This window comes from uncultured Campylobacter sp., from assembly GCF_938030685.1.
In the GTDB taxonomy this organism is placed as follows: domain Bacteria; phylum Campylobacterota; class Campylobacteria; order Campylobacterales; family Campylobacteraceae; genus Campylobacter_B.
The window spans coordinates 1-18,179 of record NZ_CALHHX010000058.1; the positions used below are offsets into that span (position 1 = coordinate 1).

Annotated in this window: 15 protein-coding genes and 1 pseudogene; 4 read left to right on the plus strand and 12 right to left on the minus strand. The window is 48.6% G+C overall.

What is annotated here, in order from left to right; genetic code table 11:
- The 8 genes and pseudogenes from Q0369_RS02695 to Q0369_RS02730 form a co-directional block, all read right to left on the minus strand.
- A pseudogene (locus Q0369_RS02695) lies at positions 1-624 on the minus strand (hypothetical protein); the annotation flags it as partial.
- Positions 625-1,206: 582 nt separating this feature from the next.
- Positions 1,207-2,466 carry a pitrilysin family protein gene (locus Q0369_RS02700; RefSeq protein WP_298095619.1) on the minus strand — a complete coding sequence of 420 codons (1,260 nt, stop codon included), beginning with the start codon at positions 2,464-2,466 and terminating at the stop codon, positions 1,207-1,209.
- Positions 2,467-2,633: 167 nt separating this feature from the next.
- Positions 2,634-2,810, minus strand: coding sequence for a hypothetical protein (locus Q0369_RS02705; protein WP_298095622.1), 177 nt, complete (start codon positions 2,808-2,810; stop codon positions 2,634-2,636).
- Between the two features lie 510 nt (positions 2,811-3,320).
- On the minus strand, positions 3,321-4,370 hold the full coding sequence (locus Q0369_RS02710; RefSeq protein WP_298095625.1) for a dehypoxanthine futalosine cyclase: 1,050 nt from the start codon (positions 4,368-4,370) through the stop codon (positions 3,321-3,323).
- Positions 4,371-4,372: 2 nt separating this feature from the next.
- Positions 4,373-4,747, minus strand: a complete 375-nt coding sequence (locus Q0369_RS02715; protein WP_298095628.1) for a HepT-like ribonuclease domain-containing protein — start codon at positions 4,745-4,747, stop codon at positions 4,373-4,375.
- Positions 4,740-5,090, minus strand: coding sequence for a nucleotidyltransferase family protein (locus tag Q0369_RS02720; protein ID WP_298095631.1), 351 nt, complete (start codon positions 5,088-5,090; stop codon positions 4,740-4,742). Before Q0369_RS02720 ends, Q0369_RS02715 begins: the two co-directional genes overlap by 8 nt.
- Complete coding sequence (locus tag Q0369_RS02725) at positions 5,080-5,664, minus strand: NfeD family protein (RefSeq protein WP_298095634.1); 585 nt, start codon at positions 5,662-5,664, stop codon at positions 5,080-5,082. The genes Q0369_RS02720 and Q0369_RS02725 overlap by 11 nt, the downstream gene beginning before the upstream one ends.
- On the minus strand, positions 5,661-6,581 hold the full coding sequence (locus tag Q0369_RS02730; protein WP_298095638.1) for a stomatin-like protein: 921 nt from the start codon (positions 6,579-6,581) through the stop codon (positions 5,661-5,663). The genes Q0369_RS02725 and Q0369_RS02730 overlap by 4 nt, the downstream gene beginning before the upstream one ends.
- 119 nt (positions 6,582-6,700) lie before the next feature.
- On the opposite strand from Q0369_RS02730, the gene Q0369_RS02735 reads away from it, so the two are divergent.
- Positions 6,701-7,891, plus strand: coding sequence for an MFS transporter (locus tag Q0369_RS02735; protein WP_298095641.1), 1,191 nt, complete (start codon positions 6,701-6,703; stop codon positions 7,889-7,891).
- A 10-nt stretch (positions 7,892-7,901) separates the two neighbouring features.
- Here Q0369_RS02735 and Q0369_RS02740 read toward each other — a convergent pair whose 3' ends face one another.
- Positions 7,902-9,053, minus strand: coding sequence for an MFS transporter (locus Q0369_RS02740; protein ID WP_297964937.1), 1,152 nt, complete (start codon positions 9,051-9,053; stop codon positions 7,902-7,904).
- Between the two features lie 100 nt (positions 9,054-9,153).
- Between Q0369_RS02740 and Q0369_RS02745 the strand changes: the two genes are divergently transcribed.
- Positions 9,154-9,747 carry a hypothetical protein gene (locus Q0369_RS02745; protein WP_298095644.1) on the plus strand — a complete coding sequence of 198 codons (594 nt, stop codon included), beginning with the start codon at positions 9,154-9,156 and terminating at the stop codon, positions 9,745-9,747.
- A 316-nt stretch (positions 9,748-10,063) separates the two neighbouring features.
- Here Q0369_RS02745 and Q0369_RS02750 read toward each other — a convergent pair whose 3' ends face one another.
- The 3 genes from Q0369_RS02750 to murJ all read right to left on the minus strand — a co-directional run bounded on the left by Q0369_RS02750 (position 10,064) and on the right by murJ (position 15,766).
- Positions 10,064-11,785 (minus strand): ABC transporter ATP-binding protein, encoded by a 1,722-nt coding sequence (locus tag Q0369_RS02750; protein ID WP_298095647.1) that lies wholly within the window; start codon positions 11,783-11,785, stop codon positions 10,064-10,066.
- Positions 11,786-12,951: 1,166 nt separating this feature from the next.
- Complete coding sequence (cysS, locus tag Q0369_RS02755; RefSeq protein ID WP_298095650.1) at positions 12,952-14,382, minus strand: cysteine--tRNA ligase; 1,431 nt, start codon at positions 14,380-14,382, stop codon at positions 12,952-12,954.
- A complete protein-coding gene (gene murJ / locus Q0369_RS02760; protein WP_298095655.1) occupies positions 14,369-15,766 on the minus strand; it encodes a murein biosynthesis integral membrane protein MurJ in 1,398 nt (465 codons plus the stop codon). The genes cysS and murJ overlap by 14 nt, the downstream gene beginning before the upstream one ends.
- A gap of 80 nt (positions 15,767-15,846) precedes the next feature.
- On the opposite strand from murJ, the gene Q0369_RS02765 reads away from it, so the two are divergent.
- Positions 15,847-16,950: an ABC transporter permease gene (locus Q0369_RS02765; protein WP_298095658.1), complete on the plus strand. Its 1,104-nt coding sequence runs from the start codon at positions 15,847-15,849 to the stop codon at positions 16,948-16,950.
- Entirely contained in the window at positions 16,947-17,717 is a 771-nt protein-coding gene (locus tag Q0369_RS02770; RefSeq protein WP_298095662.1) for an ABC transporter ATP-binding protein, read from the plus strand. Before Q0369_RS02765 ends, Q0369_RS02770 begins: the two co-directional genes overlap by 4 nt.
- The last annotated feature ends 462 nt before the right edge of the window (positions 17,718-18,179 follow it).

The window sequence follows — 18,179 nt, forward strand, 5'->3', positions numbered from 1 at the left end:
TAAAATTTCACTGCCGCTTGGAATTCTGCCGCTGTTTGAAACGTCGTCGCGCTCGCCGAAATTTTCCGCGCCGCCCTCTTTGAGCTGCCTATTTAACGCGGCTAGCATTCGCACGCTGCGCGGCGAGCTCTCGTGTAGCGCAAGCAATACCGCCGCCTCGTCCACGCGCAGCCCGCAGCCTAAAAGTGCGCCCGCGCTTAGATATTTTTTGATCAGCTTTTGCGCCGCGGCGTCGCTCAGCGCGGCTTTGTATTTGGGCGCGATCCTGCCTATTTCGCTTACGATTTTTGGGTTTACGAACTGCCACGAGCCGAAGCTCTCGTCGCATTTGCCGTGGATGAAAATTTTTTTGCCGCGCTTAAAGGCGCCGAAGTGCCAGCTTTTGGCGTTGAAGATCACGATTTTGATCTCGCGCTCCCAGCTGAGGCAGTACGCCGTGACGATGAGCATTGAGCCGCGCCTGTGCTGGAAGAGGCACTCGACCTCCGCCGTGCTCTCGCCCGCACACGGCGCACCCCCCACGCTCAGATCGTCGAAGCTTTTGGGCAGAAGCAGCGCCAGATCCAAAAGCGTCGTGATGCCCGCCTTTTGCAGCGCTGCCGCGTCTTTTGCTTCAAAAATCAATTTTCATCCTTTAAATTTGATAGGCGCTTAAGCCCTCGCGCCGTGAAATTTTACGCGCCGAAGCGAAATCGCCCGCCGAAATTTAGCCGAATTTTACCCGTCGCAGCGAGATCGCTCACTTAAATTTATTTAAAATTTTCGCCCATTGCGGCAAATTTGCTCGCCGACTGCGCCTGTAAATTTTACTCGTTTGTACGTGTTTTGTCTGGCAGCCGTGTTTTTGCGGCGTGTGCCGGGTTTTAAAAACAGAGCGCGAGTGCTTGAAATTTCACGGCGCGGTTTACAAACGGCGTGCGAGGCAGGGCTTTGATTTTGCGCTGAATTTTACCGAGCCGCGCACGGCGCCTTTAAATTTAGCCGCCCTTATAAGGCTCGCAAGTTTTAGCGCGACGCAAGCGCGGTTTTAAATTTAAACGCACAAGCTGTCCGCAAACGGAGCGAAAAAGTAAATTTAGCGCCGCCCGCTGGCGGAGTGCAAAAACAAAATTTAACGCCGCATGCGCCTTAATATCGTCTGCACCGCTTTATAAATTTAAAATTTATCCAAATTTTATGCCGACCGCAGATACGCGTCGCGACGGGCTAAATTTCAAGCCCCTTTTTCGCGGCGGCCTCGTCGCAAATGACGGAAAAGCTTAGGTTTATGATCTCGTCGTGCGATCTGATGAAATCGTTGAGCGCCCCGAGTTTTAGCGTCTCGATGCGCTTTAAATTTCGCTCGAACTCGCCGAATGCATAGCCCTTGTAATACTCGCTCTGCGCGATCGCCGCGCGCTTAAACATCGTCTCTTTTTGCAGCACTGCGCTTCCGATTAGGAATTTTTTTGCGCTTTTTAGCTCCGCTTCGCTCACGCCCGAGGCGATAAATTTCGCGATCTCCTCTTTTACGAGCGCGGCGGCGTTTTGTAAATTTTCGTTTTTGGTCTGTAGATAGCCCCAAAACTCGCGGCGGCTAAGCTCGAAATCGCCACGCGCATAGACCGAATACGCAAGCCCGTGTTTGACGCGGATGCGCTCCATTAGCCTGCTGCCGAAACCGCTGCTTCCGAGCACGAAAAGCGCGGTGTTTGCGATGAACTCCTGCTCCTTTGGCAGCGCAAAAGGCGCGCCGAAGTAGATGTAGGCCTGCTGCGTCTGCTCCTTTTGAATCTTTATCTTTTTCGCATCGCTCGGCGTGAAAAACGGCAGCTCGCGCTTTTCTCCGCTCGAAAAGAGGCTTAAAATTTCTGCGATTTTTGGGTTTTTATCGCTCACGTCGCCGCATAAAACGACGTATAAATTCTCTAAATTCAGCGAGGCGAAAAACTCCCGCACGTCCTTCATAGTGATCCGCTCTATGCTCACCTCGTCGCCTATGAGCGGCTGCGCAAGCCTCGTGCGCGGATACAGAAGCGCTTTTAGGTTGCACGTCGCGATGTAATCAAACTCGCTTTTTAGCACGGCGATCTCGCCTATGGTTTGCATTTTTAGCTTTTCCAGCACCGATGGCGTTAGATTGGGCTCTTTAAGCAGCTCTCGCAGCATATCTAGGCCGAAATCAAAGTGCTCTTTTAGGCAGTTTAGTTGGATGCCGAAGGTCTCAAAATTGCTCGCAGCGCTGATCTCGACCGCGCGGATATCGAGCTTGCGGTGAAATTCGCTCACTCCCAGCGTCTTTGAGCCTTCGCCCAAAACGCCCGCGCAGATGCGCGCAAGACCAGGGGTTTTCTCGCTCACCGCACCGCTTGCTTTGAAAATTAGCTTAAAGCTCGCCACCGGTAGCGAATCATCAAACTGATACAAAAAGTCGATTTTAGCGCTCTTGCCGCCTTTGGTCTTAAATGAAATCTCTTTTTTTTCCATCGTTTTCCTTTATAAAATTTTTAAATTTCATCGCTCTTTCGGGCGCGATTTTAAAATTTTGACGCAGCTAAACGCGCCGCCTTTAAAATTTGCACTGGGCTCGTTTTAAAAATTTCGCTAAAACAAGTTTTCAAAATTTAGTTCAAACTCGCTTCTAAAATTTCACGCTAGGGCAGTTTTGCCCGTCCTGCCTTAAAATTTTGAAATTTAATCGCGCCGTAGGGCACTTCAAATTTCAAAACCGCCGTCATCGTCACACTGCGAATATAGCTTGCCGGCACCGAAGCACAGGCCGCGCGCTGTTTATACGGCTCTTGCAACCGACTGCAAACTATCCGCGGCATTATAAAATTTCATTGCGCTATTCGTTGTCGTAAAATTTCAGCGTCCCAAACGGCGCGCCGCCGCAACGCATTCTAGCTACGAGGCGAAATTGTCACAGCGCATTTGCGGCACAAAACGAAATATCCGCGCCTAAACGGGAGCGCATGCTGCTACCAAACACGTAGCTCTGCGGCGTACGAAACCGCAATATGTTTTGTCGCCGCAAACGCGGCAAGCGCCTTCACAAAATGCCTTCTGCGCGCCGTCTCCGTCGCGTCGATCTCGCGGCGTTGAATTTCGCGTCCAAAAAATTTTAAGGCGAAATTTCGCAGCAAAATGAAATTTTACCGTGCAAATTCCGCTTGCGCCTGTAAATTTAACCCCATACCGATATCAAAATTTTAAATTCCGTTGCAAAATTCCACGCTCGCGATCGCAAAAATTCGCCATCTGTTTTAAGATAAAATTCTACCGCTATATTCTAGCCGCAAGCGCATAAATTCCCGCCGTAAACGCGCAAAAGTCCGCGCCTAAGCGTACGTCTCCAAAATATCGTAGTTGGTGTTGCGCTTGGCGGGTATTTCGCCTACATCGCGGATCAGCGCTATCATCTCGTCCTTGCTCATCCGAAAGCTCGCGCCTGCGGCCTTTACGACGTTTTCCTCCATCATCGTGCTTCCCAGATCGTTCGCGCCGAATTTCAGCGCCAGCTGCCCGATGTAGCTGCCCTGCGTGACCCAGCTGCTTTGGATGTTTTTGAAATTATCCAAAAATAGCCGCGAGACGGCGAGCAGGCGCAGGTAGCGGTTCGGGCTTTGCTTTTTAATATCGGGATACTCGCGCAAAAGGCGGGTGTTTTGCCCCTGAAAACTCCATAAAATAAACGCTCGAAAGCCGCCCGTGCGGTCTTGCAGCTCGCGGATTTTGTCCCAATGCTCCACGATCTCGCGCGTGCTCTCCAGCGTGCCGAACATCATCGTGGCGGTCGTTTTCATGCCGATGCCGTGCGCCTCCTCGTGCACTCTAAGCCACGTGGCGCTATCGCTTTTACGCGGCGCTACTAGCTCTCGCACGCGGTCGCTTAAAATTTCGGCTCCGGCTCCGGGCATCGAGTAAAGCCCCTTGGCTTGCAGCCTGCGAAGCACTTCAATCGTGCTGATGCCGCTAAGGCGCGCGATATAATCGATCTCGATCGCCGAGAAGCCGTGGATCGTGATGCTAGGGTAATTTTTGCGGATGAACTCCACTAGATCCTCGTACCATTCGATTTTCAGCTTCGGATGGACGCCGCCTTGAAATAAAATTTGCGTGCCGCCCACGGCGATGAGCTCCTCGATCTTTTCGCTAATCTGCTCAAAGCTCAGCACGTAGGCGTCTGCGTCGCTTGCGTGGCGGTAAAATGCGCAAAATTTGCAATCCACCATGCAGGCGTTGGTGTAGTTTATGTTTCGATCGATGATGAAGGTCGTGACGCGCTCCGGGTGCAGCTCGCGCTTGCGCGCAAACGCCGCTCGCCCAAGCTCGTTCAGATCGGCGTGCTCGATTAAATTTAGAGCTTCATCTATACTTAGTCTTTTCAAATTTATCCTTCCGATTTGCCTTTGCGATACGGCTTTAATGCGTCGATGATTTTTTGATTTAGCGTCGGTAGATAGTCCTTGATAGCTATCTCTATCAGCTCAAAATTTAGCCGTTCGTATTCGTGCGAAGCGATATTTCTGGTGGCGTTGATAGCTCTTATTTCATCTTTACTAAAGATCGCCAAAGCCTGCAAATCGTTACTTTCTTGTAGCCCCTTTAGCAGGGCGTGGATATTGATGAACTGCATCATTATCGCGGGCTGCAAAACGTCCTCGTCGGCAAGTGCCTGCGCTACGCCGCCCTCGCATTTATTTAGGATGGATGAAATTTTATCCGATATCTTTTTTAATCGCTCGACGCTTGATTTTTCAAACATAAATTGCTCCTTGCAGCAGCTTTGTTTTTTCTTCGCGACTTAAAGAGGTAGTATCGCACAGATCGACATTTGCATTAAATTTACTGGATAGCTTTTTTTTAAAATCGTCTAAAAAGGCCAGCGCCGAAAATGGGTTTCCTAAATTTTTTACCATTTTTGCCCCGTCGGTTTCGATCGCAATGTCGATGTCCGAAAACGCATCGGCGCTATCTTTGGCGTAGCTGCCGAAAAGTCCTAGCTCGGTAACGCCAACTGCAAAAAGCCTCTTTTTTTGCGACGATAAAAATTTTAAAATTTCATCTTTGCTGTTGATCGTTTTTTTCGGTGCGGTTTTAGTGCTCACTCTGCGCCTCTTTTGGGTCTACAGGCGCTTCTTCTTTAGCGTCAGAGCTTTGCGCGCTTTTGCTTGCGGCGGCATTAGAATTTTTATCGTCGGCACTCGTGCTGTCCGCGTCGCTTAAATTTGCGTCGCCGTTATTTAAATTTACGCCGTCTGCGCCGCTAGAATTTCGACTGGTATCTTTTTTAATCACGATCTGGCCGTTTTTTACGCCTAAAATTTCGACGCGGTCGCCCTCGTTAAGATCCGAAATTTCATCGCTTTTCCAAAACGTACCTTTGAAATAGACCATGCCGTTTTTGACGGTGCCGGTGCCGCTTTCGTCTAAAAAATTATCCTTATGCTTCTCTTCTGGTTTGAAAAAGCGTGATTTTAGCGGCTTTTTAAATGCGATCAGAAGCACGAAAGAGAGCACGAACGAAAGTAGAATTTGCACGTCCCAATCAAGATGAAAACCGAAGCTCAAAAGCCCCGTGATGAAAAATCCGGCGCTGAAAAATATAAAGGTAAAATCCATCACCAAAATCTCGACGATCGCCAAAATCACGCCGATTATGATAAAAATCAGCGCGTTCATTTGAGCTCCTTCGCGCCGTTTTTGCCGAGGAATTCTTTAAGCACGCTAAGAGAGCCGAGCAGCTCGCTCGTTTCGTAAGGGATCAAAATTTTATCCTTGCTCGGATTTTTGGACAGCTCGCTAAAAGCGTTTACGCGACCCTGCGCGAGCAGGTATTCCGCCGCAAAGCTGGAAGCGCTCATCGCTAAATTTATACTGTCCATCGCGTCTTTTTGACCTTGCGCGAGCGCGATCTGCTCATATTTTTTCGCATCCGCCATACGCTCGATCGCCTCGGCTTCGAGCACCTTCTCCTGCTTTAGCGCTTCGGCGTTTCGGATGAGGGCTGCTTTTTCAGCCTCGGCTTTAAGCTCGATCGCGCGCTTTTCGCGCTCGGCTTTCATCTGCATATTCATCGCCTCTTCGATGCCGTGCGGTACCGAAATTTCGGAGATCTCCACGCGCATGATCTTTACGCCCCAGTTATCAGCGGCGTCGCCCAGAGCGATTTGCAGTTTGGAATTTAACTGATCGCGCGAACTAAGCGTGCTATCTAGGCTCATCTCGCCGATCGCGCTACGTAGCGTCGTCATCGCTAAATTTGAAATCGCGCGGCGATAATCCTCGACGTTGTAAAGCGCCATCTTACCGTCGATAACCTTCAAAAACACGATACCGTCCACGCTTATGTTGACGTTATCTTTGGTGATGACCTGTTGTTTGCTGATATCCACCAGCTGCTCGCGAACGCTCATCTTCGCGCGCACTGCGTCAAAAAACGGCACGATGATGTGAAAGCCGCCGTCTAGCACCTTATGAAAGCGACCCAGCCGCTCGATGATTAAAATTTCCGATTGTGAGACGATCTTGACCCCCATCTTTAGAATTGCCGCGATGAGGACGCAAAATACTATTACCGTAGTTACGAACCCTTCCATTTTCACTCCTGAATTTAAAATTTCGCAATTATAGCATTTTTAGCTTATTTTGGCTTTTAAGGCGCACCGTGATACAATTTCGCTAGATTTTTTATATTAAATTTACGGGATAAAATTTTATGATCAGATACATCGTGCTGCTTCGCCATTCACGCAACTACCGACTGCTCTTTTCGGCAGGTTTTATATGTATGTTCGGCTTGTGGTTTTCGGTCGTTGGGGTCGCTACGCTACTCATAGAGCTTGGTGCACCTGTATGGGCGATTACGGCGGTGGGCGTCGTTTCGTTCGTGCCAAATGTTTTTTTAGCGCCCATTAACGGCATCATCGTGGATAAATTTCAACCAAAGCCGCTGATGACGGCGATGTTTATAACCGAAATGATCAGTATTTTCATACTGATTTTTATCGATAGTTTGGATTACCTGTGGCTGCTACTTTTGATCGTGGTCGTGCGCAGCGTCGCAGGGACGCTGTTTTTTCAAACCGAATCATCTACGCTGCCGAAATTTCTAAGTAGGCCTTATCTCAAGCTAGCTAACGAGATGACGGGCATTATCTGGACGATCACATATACTTTCGGCATGGCGAGCGCGGGTATTTTTATCCACTATTTCGGCGTGCGAGCGGCGTTTATTTTGGATTTTTGCTTATACGTTTTTTCATTTTTCATCCTGCTGCGGCTAAATTTTAAAGACCTCGCAAGAAACGCGCGTGAGCCCGTGTTTAAGATGCTAAAGGAGGGCTTTTCTTACTTGCGCTCGCATCCTTTGGTGGTGCATCTCATCGTCCTTCACGCCTTCGTCGCCGTCACTACCTACGACAATCTCATCGCGCTTCTTGCGAAGTATAAATACAAAGAAATTTTAAGCGCCTCGCTAGTCATCGGGCTTATGAATATGTCGCGCTCGGCGGCTGCATTTTTCGGGCAGATATGGCTAAGCAAGATCGTGAATAAACATACGTTTTTTTGGCTATTGCTGGGGCAGTTTGCGGGCATCGCGCTGTGGGCGGTGCTGGAGTTTAACTACTGGCTTTCGTTTGCGGGCATGATCGCGGCGGGATTTTTCATCACGACGGTGTGGTCGTATTCTTTTACGCAGCTGCAAAGCCACGTCGACAGGGAGTTTTTCGGGCGCGTTATCGCCTACAACGACATGGCGTATTTCATCGTCGCGACGCTCGTGTCGGCTGCGATCGGATTTTTTTTCGAGCTTGGATTTTCGCTTTCGCAAATCACCTTCGGCATGGGCTTTATGTTTGCAATCGCGGCGTTTTATTATAAATTTTTGATCTACGAAAAAATTTAAAATTTTAAAGCTATCTTTTCGGCGCGATCTCGGGGCGGAAGATAGCAAATACGAATAAAAAGCTCATCGCTGCGAAAAATACCCAGATAAAGCCGTTTGCGCCTAAAAATTTCATCATCGCGCCGATTATCAAAGGCGAGCAGAGCGACGCGCTCGAATAGATAAAAAGCATCGCCGCAGAAATTTGCACGCGAGATGCACCCTCGCCGGTGATGGAGTCGTTTGCGCGCGCGATGGCGAGCGAATACAAAGGAAAGGCGCCAAATCCCAACATCAGCGCAAGTGCGCACGTTAAGATGAAGCTTTTAGCAAAAAATAGCGCCGCGCAGGAAGTAAGACCCACGACGCAAACTATCATTATGGCGCGTTTGCGACCAAACTTATCTGAAATAGTGCCACAGACGAGCTGCGCTAAGAAGCCTCCTGCCATCGCCGATCCCATAAATGCGCCCACCGAGCCCACTCCAAGCCCTGCGCTTAGCACGAAAACGCTCGCCATCGAAAAAAAGCCGTTAATCAAAATGCCCGCGCAAACCACCGTTGCAAACGCAAGCGGCGGCACGATCGAAATTTGCGGCATCGAGATGCGCATGCGAGCAGGAACTCTGGGAGGGTTGAAGCGGATTAAATTTACCGGCAGCAGAGCTAGGATGATGAAAAATGCGCTTAGCACGAAGACCTTCATCGTTCCGAAATTTAGCGCCAAAATTATAACTCCTATCGCAAACGCGCCGTAAAAAACTGCTTCGTAGATCGCCAGCACGCGGGAGCGGATGGAGTTTGTGATCTTTGAGTTTATCCAGCTTTCGATTATCATCAAAAGCGCGTAATAACAAAAGCCCAAAATGAAGCGCAAAATCGCCCAATACACGAGGTTTGAGCCTAGATCGTGCAGCATTGCAGCAATTCCGAAAAGCGCCGTAAAGACCGCGTATGCCCGCACGTATGAGAGCGCACCGATTATCGAAGGCACGAAAAAGCCGCTAAAGATCGCACCTAAAAAGAAAAACGCCGAAATCGCTCCGATCTCAAGCTCGCTGTGACCGGATTCTTTTAGCATGATGCCCGCGCTTGCGATGACTAGCGCGTCGCCGATAAACATAAAGAAAATCCCCAGAAATAGGGGGCTTAGCGAGCGTGCCGCGCGCATAGATTCAAACAATGACTTTCCCTTGGAATTAAATTTGGCGTATTGTAGCCTTTTATTGATTAAAGCTCGGTTTTTATGGCAAAATATTTGAAAAAATTTTGAAGGAGCGGGTATGAGATTAAAAATTTTAACCGCATTTTTACTGGCGGCGATATTTGGCGGATGCGCGGCGTTTCGAGGCAAGGTATATATATTGGAGGATCCCAAGGTAAAGGAAGCATATAGCGCGATAGAGTTACCGTATAGCATTAAGATAGATGGAGAAACTTTTACCAGAAAGTATAAAAATCTTGCGGCGGCATATTATTTTTTAAACGGTGAGGAAGGATTTGGCTGGAGTAAGCTCGTATCTATATCATATTTCAACGACGTAAAAAATATCGATGAGTATGCGTATGGGATATATCAAGCGATCGAAGAGGCCAATGCGGGAAAAAAACAAGAGGATCGACGCTCCTTCGGCATTTTAAAAACCAACCATACGCAAGCTATAATAGTACTCCTCAATCCGCCCGCCCCCGGAGATCCTAATTTCAATAAATATGAAGTCGATCTAATGGTTGCAGATATGCAAAGCTGCGGACTTGTACTTGTGCAATACGCGAAAAATTTCGATTCGGATAGAGATTTTAAAAAGATGCGAAAATTTATAAAGGAAAATAAAGCCAAAATTTTATCGCAGATGCCTAAGATCAAGTGTAGGTAGCGCCGAAAAATCCGGCATGTGATAAAATTTTACCGCAGCGGTTTTAAAACGGCGCGAGCCTTTAAATTTAGAGGCAGCCTGCAATGAAGCGCTAAAATTTTAAGATAAATTTTAATCCAAACGTTAAAATTCTAGTAGTCGTGCCCCGTCGCACCAAAGTGAAAAGCCCTGCAGCCAAAGCGGCTATCCGCGCGGCTAAATTTTAAAATAAAATTTCAATCTTTGCGGATAAACTTATGCGGCTTACTTCAAAGATAAAATTTTAAAATTTCATAGAGCAAAACCGGGGCGCAAAAAGGCGCAGAATTTTAAAGCTCTAGCCGTTTTGCATGATCCCCTTTAGGCTGCGATACTCCTCGCATTCGCCCGTCAGCTTCGCATCGGTGCCGATAGCGAGGATGTGGCCGTTTTTCATCACGGCGATATTATCGGCGCGCTCGATCGTGGAGAGGCGGTGGGCGATTACAAAGACGATTTTGCTTTGTTTGATCTTTTCGATGACGTTTGAGATCTCCTTTTCGCTTGCGTTATCCAGCGCCGAAGTCGCCTCGTCGAATATTAAAATTTGCGGGTCCTTATACAGCGCGCGCGCGATGGCGATACGCTGGCGCTGCCCGCCGCTAAGGTTTGCGCCGAACTCGCTAAGCACGGTGTAAATTCCATCCTTCATCGAGCTTACGAACTCATAGGCGTTGGCTAGCTTGAGCGCCTCTATGACGCGCTGCTCGTTAAATTCCGCGCCGTAGCTTACGTTTTGCGCGATTGTATCGTTGAAAATATAGACGCGCTGGCTTACGAGGCCGATGTTTTCGCGCAGGCTAGGGATACTAAACTCGCCGATCTCGTCGTTGCCGTTGAATAAAATTTTACCGCTGCTTGCGTCGTAAAAGCGCATCAGCAGGTTCACGACCGAGCTTTTGCCGCCGCCGCTGTTTCCGACGAGCGCTAAAATTTCGCCCTTTTTGACGCTGAAGCTTATATCTTTCAGCGCCGCCTTGTCGCCGTAGTTTAGCGACACGTCGCAAAAGCTCACCGAGCCGATCTCACCCATCTGCTTGCCGCCTCCGACGATCGTAGGCTCCAAGTCTATGAGCTCAAAGGTCCGCTCGCTCGCTGCAATGGCGTCTTGCATGTTGTTGTAGAGCGAGGAGACCTTTTTTATCGGGGTGTAAACCATAAAAAGCGCCGTAAGGAAGCTAAAAAAGCTGCCGATACTCATCTGGCCCGCGATGACCTCCTGCCCTCCGACGATGATCACCACGGCGATGCCCACTGCGCCTAGCATCTCCATGATCGGGCTTACCAGGCACGCCGTTACGACCGCCTTTAAATTTAGACCGAAAAATTTCTTGTTTTCGGCGTTAAATTTCTCCACTTCAAAGCTCTCGGCGTTGCTTGCCTTGACGATTTCGATGTTGGAGTAAATTTGGCTGAGCGCCGAGGAGATATCGGATGTTTTCTCTTGAGATTCGCGCGAAATTTTTTTCATCCGCTTTGCAAGGCGCGAAAGCGGATATATCGCGCACGGAAAGACCACGAGCGCGAAAAAAGAGAGCTTTGGGCTCTGATAGATCACGACGCCCAAAAGCCCCAAAATCGTAATGATCTGCGTGAAAAAATCGGGGATCATATTCGAAACCACGACGCGGATACGCTCGATGTCGTTGATCGTGCGGCTGATGAGCTCGCCCGTGCGGAAGCGGTTGAAAAAATCCACGTCCAGCCGCACGAGGCTTGCGACGAGCCTATCGCGGAAGCGGCGCACCGTGTCTTGACCGATGAAGGCGGTGAAGTAGTTTTGCATAAACGCACCGCCGCTTTTCATCGCGAAAACCACGATGATTGCGATCGGAAGCGTGTAGAGATACGGCTCGTTTTTTTCGACGAAAATTTTATTTAAAACGGGCTCGACCAGCTTCGCGCTCGCAGCAGTCGCCACGCTCGTCATCACCATACCCAAAATCGCCAATGCAAACTGCGGCTTGTAATCCCTAAAATAAGGCTTAAAGCGCGATAGTAAAGTTTTAAAGCCGTTCAAATGCTATCCTTTTTTATAAAATTTTTAAAATTTAAATCTCAAAATTCCTGAAATTTTAGAATTTAAAATCCAAAAATTCTTGAAATTTTAAAATTTATAATTCCAAAATTCTTGAAATTTTAGAATTTCGGCCGCGAGGCAGCACAAAATTTGCGCGACGGCGCGGGACTAATTTGCGCTTCGCAAGCACGCTAAATCAACTCGCTCGCATGCGGCGACCATGTGGACGACGCCGAGATTTAGCTTTTTTGTTTGCCGCTTTTAAAGCGTTAAGCGCTTAAAGCGAGTGAGCTTTTATTCATCGCGATTTCTAAACACTTTCGCACGCCATTTTAAGCGTTAAATGCTTTGAGGCGCTGTGAACCGTCCAGAGGGCGCCGCACTGCCGCCATATCGCATTGCATTGCGCTTTCGTACGCCCATTTTAAGCGGCAAATGCTTTGAGGCGCCATAAAGTGTTACAAAGTGTCGTATCGTAATTGCATCGCGTTATATCGCTATTTTGCAGCGCCGCGCCGCATTGCGCTTTTGCGCCGCCGCACCGCCGAATGAAAATCGCAGCTTGTCTTGTGGCTTTGCCGCTACATCAGCCGTATCGACAAATGAAATCGCGACTTTCATCGCTGCGTGCACCCGCGTACAATATCGCTATAAAAATCGCGCCAAAATTTGCACGTCACCACAGCATGTTCCACTGCACCTAGTCGCGTTAAAATTTACGCATAGGCTGCCGCAGCGCTGCTTTCACTGCGCTGCATCGCAACTTTGCATCGCCAATTGCCATAAAATCGCACTAAAATTTACGCACAGACGAAGCCGTAGTGCTACCGCTGTACCGCGCTATATCGCGCCGCCGTATCGTCCATTGCCTATAAAACGCGGTAAATACGCGCAGACGAGCCGTAGCGTTACTCCATTTTGCCACGGCTATATCGCGCCGCCGTATCAGCTGCGCCGACGAATGAAAATAGCGACCCGCCTTGTGCCTCTGTCGCCGCGTCATGCTGCACATCGCATCACTCCTGCGCCGCACCACCAAATAAAATCACGCCGCCGTATCGAAATGCCGCAAATAAAAATCGCACTGAAATTTACGCGCGGATTAGCGTTCGGATTTACGCTTTGTATCGTAAAAAATCACAAAATTTAGCGTAAAATTTTACGTTTTACTCCGCTGCGACCTCCCAAACGGTGCCGCTAGGCGTATCCATCACTTCGATCTTCATATCCGTAAGGCGCGCCCTGATGGCATCCGCGCTCACAAAGTCCTTTTCCGCCTTCGCCTGCGCGCGCTGTTTTATCAGCTCCTCGATCTGCGCCCTTTGCTGCTCGCTCACGCCGAAGCGAAAGTATTCGGTCTCATCCTCATATAAAATTCCGAGCGTCTGCTTCGCAAACTCCAAATTTGCGGCGATCTGAACCTTTAGCGCCTTGTCTTTTGGCGCGCGATCGAGCGCTTCGTTCGCGCTTGCTACGAAGCTATCGAGTACTGCAAGCGCGCCTGAGGTGTTGAGATCATCGCTTAAAAACCCCATCATCTCCGATCTAAATTTAGCCTCCGCAGCAGGCAACTCGGACGCGGAATTTTGCCCTGCAGCAGGAGCTAAAACGTCGCGGACGCGCTTTTTAAGGCGGTAAATTTTATCTAGCCTCTTTTTGCTCGCAAGCAGATCGGCTATCGAATAATTAAAATTTGCCCTGTAATGCGAGCTTAAGAGATAAAATCTCAGCGCCTCGCCCGGTGCGATTTTTAGGGCGTCGCCTACAAAAAAGGAGTTGCCGAGGCTCTTGCTCATCTTTTCGTTATTTACCTGCACGAAGCCGTTGTGAAGCCAGTATTTGCTTAGCGCTCTATGACGGGCGCAGCGGCACTGTGCGGCTTCGTTTTCGTGATGCGGGAAGAGTAGATCGGCGCCGCCTGCGTGAATATCGATGCAAAATTGCGGATCGCCGCTATCAAGGTGCGCTAAAATCATCGCGACGCACTCGCTGTGCCAGCCCGGGCGCCCTTTACCAAACGGACTATCAAACCAATTCTCGTCAAATTTCCACAGCACGAAGTCCTTCTCGTCGTGCTTGGCATCGTTTGAGGCGACGCGGGCGATGTTTTTACTAGCGTCGTCCTTTTTACCGCTAAGACTTAGATAATCCCCGTCCTTGCGCGTGTCGAAGTAGATACCGTCACCGGCGATCTCGTAGGCAAAGCCTTTTTGAAGAAGCGAGGATATGAGCTCGCAGATCGCGGCGATATTTTCGGTCGCCTTGGGCGAAATGCTCGCGTCCGCGACGTTTAGCGCGCTCATATCCTGCAAATATCTGCGGGTATAAAGCTCCGTGATCTCCCCCAGACTCTTGCCGGTTTCCGCCATCTTTTTTAAAATTTTATCGTCAATGTCGGTGAAATTTCGCGCAAATTTAACCTCATAGCCCTCCGCTTGCAGTACGCGACGCAGCAGATCGAAGCTCACGGCGCTTTTTGCGTGCCCAAGATGCGCGTCGTCATAAACGGTCGGGCCGCAGGCGTAAATGCGCGCTAACCCCTCGCTAATGGGCTTAAAAGGGAGCTTCTTTTTGCTCAAACTATCATAAATTACCATAATACAAGCCTTTTAAAATGTATAAAATCGCCGCTTCGCCCGCACAAAGCGCCGCGATCGCAATAATTTTTTTTGCGCGGATTATAGCTAAAAAGTTATTAAATCCAAAAAAATAGAGGTTGAAGCCGAGCAGAAACGCCCCCGTTATCGTGCTTGCAAACGCAAGCCCCACGGCTCCGAAGGGTTTAAAAAACAGCGCGCACAAAGCAACGTTTATAAAGACGCACCAGATCGAAATTTTCGCGCTTAGCTTCTGCTTCATATTTGCATACAGCCAGTGCGAAAAAATCCTAGACAGCCCAAATGGCACGAGCCCCACCATATATGCGCCGAGAACTGCGGCGCATTCGATGGAATTTTGGCGGGTAAATTCTCCGCGCTCAAATAGCAGCTGCGTGATCTCGTTTCGCAGCATCACGCCGCCTATCGCAGAGAGCCCGAGCAGCGCCAAAAGGAAGTAAAACCCGCGCTCGACGAGCGCCAGAGCCTGCGCGTCGTCGTGAGCTTTTACGAATTTGCTCATGCGCGGAAAGATCGCCGTGCTAAGCGCGATCGCAAAAAGCGCGAGCGGCAGCTGAAATATGCGGTTTGCGTAGTACAGATAGCTGATACTGCCGCTAGCAAGGAAGCTCGCAAAAAAGGTATCTATAAACGAGCTTAGCTGAAGCGCCGACGCACCGAGCACGCCTGCGAAAAAATTTTTATAAAAGCCCTGCGTCTGCGGTTTATCGCCTCGCGCAAGCCGCGCAAAGCCGCCCGCTAAGACACGCAGCATGCCGGTAAATTTCAACGCATAAACGTGCACCGCAAGCTGCAAAAGTCCGCCCGCTACGACGCCGAAGCTAAGATAGAGCACCGCCGTAGCCCCGTCCTTACCGCGAGCTAGCAGAAGCGCCGCTATCATCGCTAAATTTAAAAGTGCGGTCGAAAACGCCGTCGTAGCGAAGTGGTCGCGATACTGAAGCAGCGAGGCAAAGAGCGTAACGACGAAGATAAATGTAAGGTAGAAAAAATTTATCCGCACGTACGGCACCGCAAGACCGATCTGCTCGGCGCTAAATCCGTATGCTAAAACTTTGGTAAAAACGGGTGCAGCAAGCAGTACGAGTGCCGTTAAAAGCGCGATGAAAATGCTAAATTTAATAAGCACCGAGGCTGCGAAAATTCCTTTTTTACGCGCGGCTGTAAAACTCGGTAAAAACGCCTGCGTAAAGGCCCCCTCGCCGAATAGTCTGCGAAAAAGATTGGGCAGTTTAAACGCTACGAAAAACAGATCGCTATAAATCCCCGCGCCCAAAACCGATGCGGTAAGCAGGTCGCGCACGAAACCCAAAACCCGCGAAATCAGCGTGCCTACGCTATTTGTAAAAAAGCCTCTGAGCATAAATCTCCATTAAATTTTATAAAATGCCAAGGTTGATTATATTATAATTTCCCCTATTTTTTGATTTTGGAGAGAAATTTTTGCGGAATTTAGCCTTTTCGCTCGAAAGCTCGGGCGGGAAAAACACCCTATCGCTACGCGGGCAGTGGAACTACAAAAGCTCGCGCTCCCAGCTACTTGCACTAAAAAAAGCGGTAAAAAATCTAAACGAGCTGGAGCTAAGCTTAAGCGAAATTTCAAATTTAGACTATTTCATGGCGCTGATGATCAAAAACACCCTTGCCGGCAAGCGGGTTAGCCTTGTGGAGGATAGCTGCAAAGCTGCTAAAATTCTAAGCTTTATGGATGATAAAACGATCGATTTTAGCTATGTACCCGAATCTCGTAGGCTAAATTTTTTAGCGCAGATCGGACTTTATTGCCATCTTGGAATTCTAGGCTTGCTAAGCCTTGCAAGCTTTTTGGGCGAGTTTTTTTCTAAACTCGCGGCTTTTATAATTCATCCGATGAAATTCCGCTTCAAGGAAACCGTAAATTTCATCAAAGATAGCGGCATAGACGCGCTTTTCATAGTCTCACTGACGGCATTTTTGATCGGCATCGTGCTTGCTTACATAGGCTCGGATATGCTTTCTAAATTTGGCGCCAGCATCTATATCATCGATATAATGGGCGCTTTGACGCTTCGTGAGGTAGCACCTCTAATCGCCGCTATCGTTATCGCGGGTCGCTCGGCTTCGAGCTTTACGGCGCAGATCGGCGTGATGAAGATCACAGAAGAGATCGATGCGATGAGGACGATGGGCTTTGATCCATTTTATTTTCTTGCGATGCCGCGCATTATCGCGATGGTACTAATCATGCCGCTAGTCATTTTTATCGCAGATTCGGTAAGTATTTTTGCTCAGATGATAGTGTGCGACGCGTATTTAGATATAGCCTTTAGCGATTATTTGGATAGATTTAAGGCTTCTGTAGAGCTTAGGCATTTTTTAGTAGGTATAATTAAAGCGCCATTTTTCGGGGCATTCATTGCTATCATCGGCTGCATGCGGGGTTTTGAGGTTAAAGGAAATACCCAAAGCATCGGCGAATACACCACCATTAGCGTCGTAAATGCGATATTTTGGGTTATCGCAATCGACGCGGTATTCGCGGTTCTGTTTTCGGAAATCGGGCTATGAGCGAGCAAGCGCAGTCTAGCGAAACCTCCAAAATTATAGTCGCGCGCGACGTTACTACCGCGTACGGATCGCGCGTTATGCACGATAACGTTAGCTTTAGCGTTAAAAAGGGCGAAATTTACGGCTTTTTAGGTGGCAGCGGCAGCGGTAAAACGACACTGATGAAAACCCTCATATTTTTAAAACGTCCGCAAAGCGGCGAGATTAAAATTTTTGGGCGCGATATTTGGCGCGCGAGCGAAGCGGAGCAAAACGAGATCCGCCTAAAATGCGGCGTGATGTTTCAGTTCGGCGCGCTTTACAGCTCGATGAGCGTGCTCGAAAACGTAGGCGTGCTGCTGCGCGAATACTCTAAATTTAGCGAGCGCGAGATAGATGAGCTATCGATGTTTTGGATCCAAAAGGTGGGGCTTAAGAAGGAGGCCGCCGCGCTTAGCCCAAACGAGCTTAGCGGCGGTATGAAAAAGCGCGTAGCACTGGCTCGCGCGCTAGCACTTAGCCCTGAAATTTTATTTTTGGACGAGCCGAACTCAGGGCTTGATCCGCTCAGCGCCAGAGCCCTTGATAGGCTTGTTTGCGAGCTTAGAGATAGCCTCGGCGTCACGGTCGTTATGGTGACGCACGACGTGGATAGTATCTTTGACATTTTGGATCGGTTTTTGATCGTGGATAATCAAAAAATCGCTTTTGAAGGAAACATCGAGGAGATTTCAAACCTAGAAAACAACCCGCTCGAAGAGCTATTTAAGATGCGACAAAGAGATTGAGCTTTGAAATTTACCGAGCCGAAATACGCATCGCGGCGGGTAAAATTTAGATAGATAGGAGCTGAAATTTTAAAATAGCGGTAGTAAAATTTTAAATTTTAAACCTAGCGAAAAATTCCGGGCTCCGCAGGGCTTAAATTTTTAAAATTTAGGCCGTAGCGGCTCAATCGAAATTTTAAAATTTAGGCGGGTCGCATTTAAGGGCGCATTTATTGGATAGTGCATAAATTTTAAAATTTTAGCGAACAAACCGCGCTAAATTAAACCGGGGTGGCAAAATTTTACGCTAAAATACGGCGCGGCGATATTTTGAAATTTCAAAATGCACGCTAAGCTTTAAAATTTAAACTCAGATGATTCTGCGAATTTTGCGACTATTTGAGAAAGTGCTAAGTTTTAAAATTTAAGCTCAAATGGCTATTTTAAGGCATATCGCAGGGCTTAAATTTTACGCTCTGAAAT